Source organism: Barnesiella sp. ET7, assembly GCF_024733785.1.
Lineage (GTDB): Bacteria > Bacteroidota > Bacteroidia > Bacteroidales > Barnesiellaceae > Barnesiella > Barnesiella merdigallinarum.
The window spans coordinates 117,423-129,760 of record NZ_JANRHM010000004.1; the positions used below are offsets into that span (position 1 = coordinate 117,423).

Genomic DNA, 12,338 nt, shown 5'->3' on the forward strand with positions numbered 1-12,338 from the left:
TATGGAACAGAACGAACGAATCCGTTGCCTCATCATCGGGTCGGGACCGGCCGGTTATACCGCCGCCATATATGCCTCGCGGGCCAATCTGGCACCCGTCCTCTACGAGGGCATGCAACCCGGTGGACAACTCACGACCACCAGCGAAATAGAGAACTTTCCCGGTTACCCCGAAGGTATATCGGGATTCGACATGATGGAAGACCTGAAAAAACAGGCTGCCCGATTCGGTACCGACATTCGCCGCGGTATCGCTACCGCCGCCGACTTTTCGACCCGCCCCTACCGCATCACCATCGAGGGCGAGAAGGTGGTCGAGGCCGATGCCGTAATCATCTCGACCGGCGCCTCGGCCAAGTACCTGGGCCTCCCCGACGAGGCCAAATATGCCGGCATGGGCGTATCGGCCTGTGCTACCTGCGACGGATTTTTCTACCGTAAGAAAATCGTGGCCGTCGTAGGCGGCGGCGATACCGCCTGCGAAGAGGCCGAATACCTGTCGCACCTCGCCTCGAAGGTCTATCTGATTGTGCGCAAGAACTACCTGCGTGCCTCCAATATCATGCAACAGCGGGTAATCGAAAACCCCAACATCGAAATCCTGTTCGAGACCCAGGCCGAAGGATTGTTCGGCGAGAACGGTGTAGAGGGCGTGCATCTGGTCAAAGGGAAAGATACCGACCACGAAGAGCGATACGACCTGGCTATCGACGGGTTCTTCCTGGCCATCGGGCACAAACCCAACACCGATATATTCAAAGGTGCCATCGAACTCGACGAAAACGGCTATATCGTTACCAAGCCCTTCACGACCGAGACCAATCTGCCCGGTGTATTTGCCGCTGGCGACGTAGCCGACCCCCGTTATCGTCAGGCTATCACTGCCGCCGCCTCGGGTTGCAAAGCCGCCATCGATGCCGAGCGATACCTCATCAATAACAAATTGTAACAAGATTTGCCTGAGCGGCTCAAAAGGAGGGAGAATTTATTCTCCTTCCTTATTTTTTTTATTCTAAAGCTCTATTTCTTATAAAATTAGATATTTTTCCTCTTTTAAGAAACGATATATCAATTTTTTAGTTACTTTTGTGCTGTAAAACATAGTTATAAGGCAAATGGTCAAGAAAAGCACACTGGAGTCTATACTACAAGAAGAGATGTCCGACTTTTGGGCGTTGCTCGAAAGTGAGGAAAAACGCATTATTGCCGAAAATTTCAAGATTCAGAATTTCAAAAAAAACGAAATCATATACAGCGAAGGCGAAACTCCCTCGCAACTCATGTGCTTATTGAAGGGGAAAGTAAAAATCTATAAGGACGGCGTGGGAGGCCGCAGCCAGATTATCCGGTTGATTCGTCCGGTTCAGTACTTCGGCTACCGGGCCTACTTCTCCCGCGAAGCCTACGTGACCGCCGCAGCCGCCATCGAAAGTTCTACCATCGGTTCTCTGCCCATGCCCCTGGTCGAGAAGTATATCCGCCAAAACAACGGGCTGGCCTGGTTCTTCATCAAGGAACTCTCCAACGATCTGGGCATATCGGATGCCCGCACGGTGAACCTCACCCAGAAGCACATCCGGGGCCGGCTGGCCGAATCGCTGCTAGTACTCAAAGAGAACTACGGCGTCGAGGAAGACGGACTCACCCTCAACATCTACATGGCCCGTGAAGACCTGGCCAACCTCTCGAACATGACCACCTCGAATGCCATCCGCACCTTGTCGAGTTTTACCAACGAAAAAATCATCACGGTCGACGGCCGCCGCATCCAGATTATCGACGAAGAGCGGTTACGCAAAATCAGCAAATTCGGATAAACACCACGACAATATCTTACCCTTATCATACAGAAGAAGCTGTCACCCCTGGACGGGACGACAGCTTCTTTTGTTATATCCACTCCGTATTGCGATACGGTACGGGAGACTATTTCAATTCAAATCCGGCACGCGAACGAATATCCTCGGCCGAAGCCCCGATGAGCACCTCGAAGCGTCCCGGCTCGGCTACCCACGCATGTTTCGCATCGTCGAAATACGAGAGACTCGTACGGTCGAGCACGAACTCTACCTCGCGGCTCTCACCCGGTTGCAGCATCACTTTGCGGAATCCCTTCAGCTCCTTGATCGGACGGGGCAGCGACGACTTCAGATCCGACACGTAGAGTTGTACCACCTCGGCTCCGGCACGGCTACCCGTGTTCTTCACCGATACACACACCCGCAGGCTGTCGGCCTCCGTCATCTGCTTGCGGTCGAGCACCGCCTTGCCATACTCGAATGTGGTATAGCTCAACCCGTGACCGAAGCAGAAGAGCGGACGATGGCTTTTCTTCTGCTTGTCGCTCCAGCGATAGCCCACGAAAATATCGTCCTTGTATATCTCACGATGGTCGACTCCGGGGTAAACCAACGAGTCGTTCAGGGCATGCGCGTGATAATCTTCGAGACGGGTGCACATCGTGAAGGGCAGTTTGCCCGACGGGTTCACATCGCCCACCAACACGGCAGCCAGGGCATTGCCGGCCTCGCTGCCACAATACCAGCCCTCGACAATAGCTCCTACCCGGTCGGCCCAGGGCATGGCCACACTGTTGCCCGAGACAAGCACCACGACGGTGCGGGGGTTGACCTCGGCCAAGGCCTCGATCAGTCGGTCCTGATTGTAGGGCAAACCATAGTCATAACGGTCGCCTCCCTCGCAATCCTGGTGACTGTTCTTATTGAGGCCACCCACAAAAATCACGTAGTCGGCCTCACGGGCCAAAGCCACAGCCTCGGCCAGCAGTTCGTCGGCCGAGCGCGATTCCGACAGGTCTACCTTCGAAACCACACCATTATAGGAACCGTCGGTATTGCCTACATAACCACGGGCATATACCACCTCGGCGGCACTGCCCACTCTTGCCCGCAGGCCGTCCAGAGGCGAAACCTCGTACTGTGCCTTCAGCGACGAGCTGCCGCCGCCCACGGTCATCATCTTGATGGCATTCTCGCCTACGACCAATATCTTGCGAGTCTTCTCCAACTGGATAGGCAACGTATTGTCGCGGTTCTGCAACAGCACGATTCCCTCCTCGGCTATCTGCCGGGCAGCCTCGCCATGAGCCGGATCCTCGAACGAACCATAGGGACGGTTGGGATTCATCGTCGTGCGGAACATCATTCGCAGAATATTACGCACCTTACCGTCGACCACCGACTCGGGTATCACCCCGGCCTTTATCTGCTCGAGGAAAGGCCGGGCCAGGAAGTAGTGGTTATAAGCATCGCTCGCACTCACCGACAAGCCGTCGGTACCGGTACCGAACTCCATGTCGAGACCGTTATAGGCAGCCTCCCGGGTATTGTGAACGCCACCCCAGTCGGAGACAACGACGCCGTCGAAGCCCCATTCGCCCCGCAAAATATCATTAAGCAGATATTGGTTGTGACAGCAATGCTGCCCCTTGTAGCAATTATAAGAACCCATGATGGCCCATGCCTTGCCTCGCTGTACCGCCGCCTTGAAAGCCGGCAGATAGATTTCGTAGAGGGCCCGGTCGCTCACCTCGACATCGACAGTATAGCGGTCTTCCTCCTGGTTGTTCAGGGCAAAGTGTTTCACACAGGCGGCTACTCCGCACGACTGTACTCCCTGGATGTAGGGAACCACCATCTCGGAAGCCAGGTAAGGGTCTTCGCCCATATACTCGAAGTTGCGCCCGTTCAACGGCGTGCGGTAGATATTCACGCCGGGACCCAACAGTACATTCTTGTTCCGGTACCGGGCCTCCTCGCCTATGGCCCGACCATAACGCAGAGACATGTCGGGGTTCCACGTAGCGGCCAGACAGGTCAAGGCCGGGAAGGCCATGCACGAGTCGTTGGTCCAGCCGGCCTGGTTCCATTCATCCCAAGCCACTTCGGGACGTATGCCATGAGGACCGTCGGTCATCCAGTTCTCGGGCAGACCCAAACGGGGGACTCCCGCCGAACTGAACTTCGATTGAGCGTGACACAAGGCCACTTTCTCTTCGAGGGTCATTCGCGAAAGGGCATCTTCTACTCGATCTTCGATGGGTTTCGAATCATCGAGATAAACAGGTGTTTGGGCCATGGCCGCCTGCAAAGGGAATAACAGCGCGGCAGCCCACAGGGGTTTTAGAAAAGATCTCATGATAATTATTTTGAAGGTTAATAACAAAAAGTCATATTCTTGTCGCAGAGACTATGGTTTCAATTCAAATCCGGCACGCGAACGAATATCCTCGGCCGAGGCGCCGATAAGCACCTCGAAGTGTCCCGGCTCGGCTACCCACGCATGTTTCGCATCGTCGAAATACGAGAGACTCGTACGGTCGAGCACGAACTCTACCTCGCGACTCTCGCCCGGTTGCAGCATCACTTTACTGAATCCCTTCAGCTCCTTGATCGGACGGGGAAGCGACGACTTCAGGTCCGACACGTAGAGCTGAACCACCTCGGCTCCGGCACGGCTGCCCGTGTTCTTCACCGATACACGCACCCGCAGGCTGTCGGCCGCCGTCATCTGCTTGCGGTCGAGCACCGCCTTGCCATACTCGAATGTGGTATAGCTCAATCCGTGGCCAAAACAGAAGAGCGGACGGCGGTCTTTCTTCTGCTTGTCGCTCCAGCGATAGCCCACGAAAATGTCGTCCTTGTACACCTCGCGATGATTGACTCCGGGATAGACCAGCGAGTCGTTCAAGGCATGAGCGTGATAATCTTCCAGGCGTTCACACATCGTGAAGGGCAGTTTACCCGACGGGTTCACATCGCCCGTCAGCACAGCGGCCAGAGCATTACCGGCCTCGCTGCCGCAATACCAACCCTCGACAATGGCACCTACCCGGTCGGCCCAGGGCATGGCCACGCTGTTGCCCGAGACGAGTACCACCACGGTGCGGGGGTTGACCTCGGCCAAGGCCTCGATCAGGCGGTCCTGGTCGTAGGGCAGACTGTAGCTCTTTCGGTCGCCTCCCTCGCAATCCTGATGCCCGTTCTTATTGAGACCACCCACAAAAATCACGTAGTCGGCCTCCCGGGCCAAAGCTACCGCCTCGGCCAGCAGGTCGTCGGCCGAGCGGTCGGTCTGCAACGAAGGGATGGTATACATGACACTCTTCGGCGGGTCGGGACTGGCATAGCCCCGGGCATACACCACCTCGGCCACATCGCCTATCCGGGCCCGAAGCCCCTCCAACGGCGACACTTCGTACCAGGCTTTCAGCGACGAGCTGCCGCCGCCCACGGTCATCATCTTGATGGCATTCTCGCCCACCACCAATATCTTGCGGATCTTCTCCAGCTGGATAGGCAACACGTTGTCGCGATTCTGCAACAACACGATTCCCTCCTCGGCTATCTGCCGGGCAACCTCGCCATGAGCCCGATTCTTGAACGAGCCGTAGGGACGGTTTCGGTTCATCGTCGTACGGAACATCAACCGCAGGATATTACGAACCTTCCCGTCAACCACCGACTCGGGGATGCTCCCCGACTTCAACAACTCAAGGAACCGACGAGACAGGTAGTAGTCGTCGTAGGCATTGTCGACACTGAACTCCATACCGTCGGTGAGAGAACCAAATTCCAAATCGAGTCCGTTATAGGCCGCCTCGAGGGTATTGTGCACGGCACCCCAATCGGAGATGACCACCCCGTCGAAGCCCCATTCGCCCCGCAAAATATCGTTGAGCAGCCGTTGGTTATGGCAGCAGTACTGTCCCTGGTAGCGATTGAACGACCCCATAATCGACCATACCTTTCCCCGCTGCACGGCGGCCTGAAAGGCCGGCAGATAGATTTCGTAGAGGGCCCGGTCGCTCAGCTCCACATCGACATAGTGCCGGTCTTTCTCCTGATTGTTGAGCGCAAAGTGTTTCACGCAGGCGGCCACACCGCACGACTGCACCCCTTGGATATAAGGTACTGCCAGCTCGGAGGCCAGGTAAGGGTCTTCGCCCATATACTCGAAGTTGCGCCCGTTCAACGGCGTGCGGTAGATATTTACGCCGGGGCCCAACAGCACGTTCTTGTTCCGGTAACGCGCCTCCTCGCCCAAAGCCCGGCCATAGCGCAGAGCCATATCGGGGTTCCACGTAGCGGCCAGACAGGTCAAGGCCGGGAAGGCCATGCACGAGTCGTTGGTCCAACCGGCCGGACTCCATTCATCCCACAAAAGTTCGGAACGAATACCGTGCGGACCGTCGGTCATCCAGTTTTCGGGCAGGCCCAAACGGGGAACTCCCGGTGAACTAAATTTCGATTGAGCATGACACAAGGCCACCTTCTCTTCGAGAGTCATACGCGAAAGGGCATCTTCTACGCGATCTTCAACAGGCTTTGTATCATCAAGGTAAACAGGGGGTTGGGCTACGGTTACAGCCGCGACCCATAGGAGCGTAACTCCTAATACATGTCGCATGTTCTTCATGTTTAAAATAGCAAATGTGACTGAATAACAAATATAATCGGGAATAAAGGTAGATATAAAATCTATTCCCGGCAACAGAATATGCTCAAATAACACTTTAAAACATTCCCTCCATCTCCATATATAGAAGGATAACAATCCGCCTCACGACGGAAACGGCTTTGCCAACCGACAGGGAATCACGGCAAACGTCGGATTACCTTACCCGACGAGGTCTCGGCAAAAGCGGGCAGATAGACCACCCGGCGCGGCATCTCGTACCGATCGACCGCCTCGCGGATACGGGCCAGCAAGGCGGCTTCGTCGGCAGGCGACAACGGGTCGCCCTCGATGGCCAGAGCCACACACTGCCCCCACTTTTCGTCGGGAGCGGCGGCTATGAAGAAGCGGCGGGTCAAGAGCCCGGCTATCTTCTGCTCGACCCGCTCGGGAAATATCTTTACCCCCCCGCTGTTAATCACATGGTCGTAACGACCTGTCCAGCGGAAGGTGCGCTCATCGACGAGCTCCACCACATCGTTGGTCACAAACTGCTTGTGTGTAAAATGGGGAGTATGGATAACCAGGCAGTCGCGGGAATCGACCGCAAAGGTGATGCTACCCAAAGCCCGGTAGAGCATGGTGGCATCGCCAATGCGACGCAGGGCCACGTGCGACACCGTTTCGGTCATGCCATAGGTGGCGTAAGCCCGAACCGGCAACCGGGTCAACCGGGCTTCGCATTCTGGCGACAGAGGTGCTCCGCCGATAATCAAGGCTCCTACCCGAGCCAGGCGGGCACGCTGGGCATCGTCACTTAACGACTCAACCACCTGCGCCGGAACCATCGCCGCAAAGTCGACCGGCTCGTCGACCGTCGCCAAGGGTCGGCTCGACGGCGGTACCACCAGCAGGTCGGCCCCCGAGAGCAGGGTGCGCACAATCATCATCTTCCCGGCAATGTAGTCGGGCGAGAGACAAAGCAGCATGGTCGTGTCCGCGGTGATGCCGAAGAAGTCGACCGTCAGCCGGGCCGACTCCTCCATATCCCGTTTCGAGAGCTTCAGGGGTTTGGGGGCTCCCGTCGAGCCCGAGGTGTGGCCCCACACGAAATCGGCCGGCGAAAACCATTCGTCAAGAAAGTCGGCCACCTGCGGGGTGGCTGCGGCCAGCACCTCGTCGCGGGTGCGGCACAGGCGATGATTGAGGGTTATCTCCATGACAGTTCCGAAAAATTCCACCCCCCGGCCGGGTTGTATCGCAACACCTCGCCCACCTGCTCGAGCGGCGAGGGTATATTGTTAGTATAGAGTGCACCGGTACCCAGCCCCTGCGGCATATTCACAGGCAGGGTAGCCGTAAACTGAGCGATGGCATTCAGCCCCACGTTCGACTCCAGAGCCGAGGTAATCCACCACCCGATACCCCGGGCCCGGGCGGCATCGATCCACTCTTGCGTACCCGAGAAGCCGCCGATAAGCGAGGGCTTCAGCACCACATACTGCGGTGCTATGGCTTCCAGCAAGTCGACCTTTGCGGCCACACCGCTCACCCCGATGAGCTCCTCGTCGAGGGCCACCGGCAGAGGCGAGGCTTCGCACAGGCGGGCCATCGCCTCCCACTGTCCGGCCCGTATGGGCTGCTCGATGGAGTGCAGGTCGTAATCCGAGAGACGTTTCAGGCACTCCAGCGCCCGGTCGGGGACAAAGGCTCCGTTGGCATCGACCCGCAACTCGATGGTGTCGCGGCCGTATCGGCTACGGATAAAGGCGAGCAGGTCGCACTCGTCGTCGAAGTCGATGGCGCCGATTTTCAGTTTGATGCACGAGAAACCCGCCGCCAGCTTCTCCTCGATACGGGCCGCCATGGTACGCTTGTCGCCCATCCATATCAGCCCGTTGATGGTGATGCCTCTCCCACCCGTCACGAAGTCGGAGGGGTATACGACCCGCCGGCCGCCGTTCTGCCAGTCGAGCAGAGCAGTCTCCACCCCGAACCGTATCGAACTCCAGGCCGAGAGGTCGAGGCTTTCGTAGCAATCCATCTCGCGGCACACCCGCTGCAACACGCTCTCGTATTCGGGGCGGTCGTCGGCACCGAGCCCCCGGAAGAGGGCACACTCACCCAACCCGTAGCGGTCGGGGGCGGCATCGTCCCACACCTTCACGAAGTAGGTCTCCTTTTCGGTGAGGATGCCGCGCGAGGTTCCGCTCGGCACCTTGAAATGGAGCGTATACGGAGTATAACTGGCCTTCAGCATCTTATCCGGGGAATTTGGGAAACTTCTGGAAATCGGGGTCACGCTTCTCGAGGAAAGCATTCTTGCCCTCCTGCGCCTCCTCCATCAGATAATAGAGCAGCGTGGCGTCGCCGGCAAACTCCATGAGGCCGCGCTGGCCGTCGAGCTCGGCATTCAGGGCCCGCTTGATCATACGGATGGCCATGGGACTGCGTTTCAAAATGGTCTGGCACCACTCGACGGTCTCCTCCTCGAGCCGGTCGAAAGGCACCACCTTGTTCACCAGCCCCATCGCCTCGGCCTCTTGGGCCGTATACTGGCGACAGAGGAACCAGATTTCGCGCGCCTTCTTCTGCCCCACGATGCGGGCCAGATAGGAGGAGCCGAAGCCGCCGTCGAAGCTGCCCACCTTGGGACCCGTCTGCCCGAAACGGGCATTCTCCGAAGCAATCGTCAGGTCACACACCACATGCAGCACATGGCCGCCGCCGATGGCGTAGCCGTTGACCATGGCGATAACCGGCTTGGGTATGGAGCGAATGGCCTTGTGCAGGTCGAGCACGTTGAGGCGGGGTACACCGTTCTGGTCGATATAGCCGCCGATGCCCTTCACCTTCTGGTCGCCACCCGAGCAGAAGGCTTTGTCGCCGGCTCCGGTGAGCACCACCACGCCGATGTCGGGACGCTCGCGGCATATGGCCATGGCATCGAGCATCTCGTTATTGGTCTGGGGGCGGAACGCGTTGTAGACCTGCGGGCGGTTAATCGTTATCTTGGCGATACCGTCGTAGTAATCGAAGAGTATGTCCTCATACTCCTTAATGGGTTTCCAGTCAAACTTTTTCATATCGTGTCGTTTTTAAGATTCTGAATTTCAACATTACTGCCGGGCCCGGCGGAAGTATCCCCGTAACACCTCGGCATTGTAGAGGTGGGGCGTATGCACCGCCAGGATGGCCGGCCGCTCGTTCTCGGCAAAGAAGCGGGGCAATACCTCGGCAGCCGATGCCTCGCTGTCGATTTCGAAGTAGCGCAGCCCGAAGAGGTCGGCATACTTCTCGACGGGAATATCGCGGTGCACCTCGAAGCAGCGCTCCAGCTCGGGCAACCCGGCCGTAGGCTTGATGAAGCGGAAGATGCCGCCCCCGCCGTTGCACATGACAATCACCTTGAACCGGGGCGAGAGATAGGCCGACGAGAGGCCGTTGGCATCGTACGAAAAGCTCATGTCACCGGTAATGAAGAGCGTGGTCGCATCGCCCACACACGAGGCGCCGGCCGCCGTCGAGGTAGAACCGTCGATACCGCACACCCCGCGGTTGCAGTCGCTCCGGCTCACCTGCGGAGTATTGAAGAGCTGGGCATAGCGCACCGTGGTGCCGTTGGAGAGTTGCAGGGCGGTGCCGGCCGGGATAACCGGCAGAATCAGCGAGAAGGCCTTGAGGTCGCACCAACCGATGCGGGCTATATAGTCGTCGTGCAGGCGGGTAGCCAGCTGCTCCTTGTCGTGCCACAGGGCGGCATAGGAGCTCTCGACGGGGGCCACCCGACGGGCCAAAGCCTCGAGCAGACGGGCCGGCGAGGCGTCGATGTGGCGGGTGAGCGCCTGCATGGTGTCGACCACGCGGTCGCCCTGCGAGATGCGCCAGTGGGCCTGCGGTTTATGCTGCCGCAGGAAGGCCTTGATCATGCGCGACACCAGCGAACCGCCCAGGGTGATGAGCAGGTCGGGGGCATAGTCGGGCCACTCGCTCTTGTCGATAACCGAATAGACCCGGTCGATGGTAGAGATGAACCGCTCGCCCTGCACATTGGCGATGGACTCGGTAAGCACCACCACCTGCGGCAACTCGGCCAGTCGGGCCAGAGCCCGGCCCAACGCCTCGTCGGGCTGCATGAAGGCGGCCACGACAAGCACCTTGCGGGCCGACATGAACTCGCGGCTCAGGAGCGCGAGTGACTCTTCGTCGGGCAGACTTGCCGGAGCCATCCGCATAACCACCCGCTCGGGACGCGGCGCGACCTCGGTCTCGCCGGTGAGCGGCTCGGTAATGGAGAGGTTGATGTGCACCGGCCCCTTTTCACCCGAGAGGGCCGTGAGCAGGGCATCGTTCACACTGCGGTTGAAATACCAGCCGTCGGTCGGCAGGGTCCACTCAGCCCGCAGGTCGTACGACCGTTTCACAAAAGGAGCCAAAGCCCCGTATTGACGCAGGGTCTGCCCGTCGTCCTGGTCGATCCACTCGATGGGCCGGTCGCCCGAAATGACGATGAGCGGAATGTGCTGATAGTAGGCCTCGGCCACGGCCGGAGCGTAGTTGAGCAGAGCCGTTCCCGAGGTACACACCAGGGCCACCGGCTCGCCGCTGCGCTGCGACATGCCCAGAGCCATGAAGGCGGCGGTACGTTCGTCGACCACCACATACGACTCGATAGCCTCGCACCGCGAGAAGGCCATCAATACAGGCGCATTTCTCGACCCGGGCGAGAGAACCGCCCGTTTCACACCCTGCTTTACCAAAATCTCGACGAGGGCATTACACCCCTGTTTGTCTGTTGTCTTCATACGTTTCTTGTTTGATTAACCGTTTATGACCGAGAGCAGCGTCTGCGCCTTGGCCTCGGTCTCGCACCATTCGCTGGCGGGCTGCGACTGGGCCGTCAGGCCGCCACCGACATACAATCTCACATACCCATCGTCCACCTCCATGCAGCGCAGATTGACAAACAGGCGCATCCCGTCTGCCTGCACCGGGCCCAGATAGCCGCCATAGTAGCGACGCCGGTGTGGTTCCACGCGATCAATCCAAACTTTCGCAGCCTCTTTGGGATACCCCCCGACGGCTGGTGTCGGGTGCAAAGCACATAAAATATCGTTCAGCTGGCTATCGGTCAAACGACCTTCGACCGTAACCGGCGTACACAAATGTTCGACCTGGGCCGCCACCTTGGTAAAACGGGCCCCCACCACCGGGTCGAGGCCACAACGCTCGAGAGCAGCCACAATCGTATCGGCCACAATCTGCTGCTCCTCCTGCTCCTTCGCGCCCCACTCGCCCAGAGTCCCGGCCTTGCGGGTCCCGGCCAATGCCATGGTCGACAGCCTACGGCCGTCGTAGTCGAGCAGCGTTTCGGGGGTGGCTCCTATCCAACGCCCCCGGCCGGGCAGATGTACCCAACTGACAAAGGCGGCCGGATATTTCGCGGCCAACCGCAGGAAAAGTTCGACATCGGAGAGCATCGGCCGCCGCAACGTCACGGTGCGCGAAAGCACCGCTTTCCGCAACTCGCCGCGGCGCATGGCCCCGATGAGGGTAAGGGCCTGCTGCTCATAGGCCGGGTAATCGCAATCGGTCACCGGCATGGGCCCCTCGTCGGCTCTAACAGAAGAGTCGGCACAACGGTTCAACGCCTCCAGGTCGATAGCCTCGGCCCGCACGGGTTTTACCGGGAAAAAGAGTGAAGGGAATGCCCCGCTGTCGAAAGGGGCAAAGAGAAACCCCTCCCGCCCCTCGCCGGGGAGGGTACAACCCGCCAAGGTCTCCAGCTCATGGGCCGGACAGGCGCCCCAATAAAAGGCACTGTCGCCCGGCAACCTGAAGGCATAGGCGGGGAAACGGCTCTCGAGACTCCGCTCGAAAGCCTGCCTGAGACAAGATATGGCTGTCGTATTCTCACCCAT

9 protein-coding genes are annotated in these 12,338 nt (G+C 58.7%); 2 read left to right on the top strand and 7 right to left on the bottom strand.

The features are described 5' to 3' along the window. The first annotated feature begins 1 nt into the window (after nucleotide 1). Together trxB and NW211_RS03875 are read left to right on the top strand one after the other, a co-directional pair. Nucleotides 2-949 (top strand): thioredoxin-disulfide reductase, encoded by a 948-nt coding sequence (gene trxB, locus NW211_RS03870; RefSeq protein WP_087407664.1) that lies wholly within the window; start codon nucleotides 2-4, stop codon nucleotides 947-949. A 166-nt stretch (nucleotides 950-1,115) separates the two neighbouring features. Then, nucleotides 1,116-1,817, top strand: coding sequence for a Crp/Fnr family transcriptional regulator (locus NW211_RS03875; RefSeq protein ID WP_087407665.1), 702 nt, complete (start codon nucleotides 1,116-1,118; stop codon nucleotides 1,815-1,817). Between the two features lie 109 nt (nucleotides 1,818-1,926). Here the strand turns inward: NW211_RS03875 and NW211_RS03880 are convergent, their stop codons facing one another. From NW211_RS03880 to NW211_RS03910, 7 genes are all read right to left on the bottom strand, one after another. Further along, nucleotides 1,927-4,158, bottom strand: coding sequence for a glycoside hydrolase family 3 C-terminal domain-containing protein (locus tag NW211_RS03880; RefSeq protein WP_375379570.1), 2,232 nt, complete (start codon nucleotides 4,156-4,158; stop codon nucleotides 1,927-1,929). 51 nt (nucleotides 4,159-4,209) lie between these two features. Then, on the bottom strand, nucleotides 4,210-6,438 hold the full coding sequence (locus NW211_RS03885; protein WP_375379571.1) for a glycoside hydrolase family 3 C-terminal domain-containing protein: 2,229 nt from the start codon (nucleotides 6,436-6,438) through the stop codon (nucleotides 4,210-4,212). Between the two features lie 179 nt (nucleotides 6,439-6,617). Continuing rightward, complete coding sequence (locus tag NW211_RS03890) at nucleotides 6,618-7,637, bottom strand: AMP-binding protein (RefSeq protein WP_087407668.1); 1,020 nt, start codon at nucleotides 7,635-7,637, stop codon at nucleotides 6,618-6,620. Beyond that, entirely contained in the window at nucleotides 7,628-8,677 is a 1,050-nt protein-coding gene (locus tag NW211_RS03895; protein WP_258326983.1) for an o-succinylbenzoate synthase, read from the bottom strand. The genes NW211_RS03890 and NW211_RS03895 overlap by 10 nt, the downstream gene beginning before the upstream one ends. Nucleotide 8,678: 1 nt before the next feature. Next, a complete protein-coding gene (gene menB, locus NW211_RS03900) occupies nucleotides 8,679-9,503 on the bottom strand; it encodes a 1,4-dihydroxy-2-naphthoyl-CoA synthase (RefSeq protein WP_087407670.1) in 825 nt (274 codons plus the stop codon). 33 nt (nucleotides 9,504-9,536) lie between these two features. Next, nucleotides 9,537-11,222, bottom strand: coding sequence for a 2-succinyl-5-enolpyruvyl-6-hydroxy-3-cyclohexene-1-carboxylic-acid synthase (gene menD, locus NW211_RS03905; RefSeq protein ID WP_258326984.1), 1,686 nt, complete (start codon nucleotides 11,220-11,222; stop codon nucleotides 9,537-9,539). A 15-nt stretch (nucleotides 11,223-11,237) separates the two neighbouring features. Continuing rightward, nucleotides 11,238-12,338, bottom strand: coding sequence for a chorismate-binding protein (locus tag NW211_RS03910; RefSeq protein ID WP_258326985.1), 1,101 nt, complete (start codon nucleotides 12,336-12,338; stop codon nucleotides 11,238-11,240).

Coding starts and splice junctions, on each gene's coding strand:
- NW211_RS03895 (WP_258326983.1), bottom strand. CDS start 8,677: ATGCTGAAGGCCAGTTATACTCCGTATACGCTCCATTTCAAGGTGCCG.
- menD (WP_258326984.1), bottom strand. CDS start 11,222: ATGAAGACAACAGACAAACAGGGGTGTAATGCCCTCGTCGAGATTTTG.
- NW211_RS03875 (WP_087407665.1), top strand. CDS start 1,116: ATGGTCAAGAAAAGCACACTGGAGTCTATACTACAAGAAGAGATGTCC.
- NW211_RS03890 (WP_087407668.1), bottom strand. CDS start 7,637: ATGGAGATAACCCTCAATCATCGCCTGTGCCGCACCCGCGACGAGGTG.
- menB (WP_087407670.1), bottom strand. CDS start 9,503: ATGAAAAAGTTTGACTGGAAACCCATTAAGGAGTATGAGGACATACTC.
- trxB (WP_087407664.1), top strand. CDS start 2: ATGGAACAGAACGAACGAATCCGTTGCCTCATCATCGGGTCGGGACCG.
- NW211_RS03880 (WP_375379570.1), bottom strand. CDS start 4,158: ATGAGATCTTTTCTAAAACCCCTGTGGGCTGCCGCGCTGTTATTCCCT.
- NW211_RS03910 (WP_258326985.1), bottom strand. CDS start 12,338: ATGGGTGAGAATACGACAGCCATATCTTGTCTCAGGCAGGCTTTCGAG.
- NW211_RS03885 (WP_375379571.1), bottom strand. CDS start 6,438: ATGAAGAACATGCGACATGTATTAGGAGTTACGCTCCTATGGGTCGCG.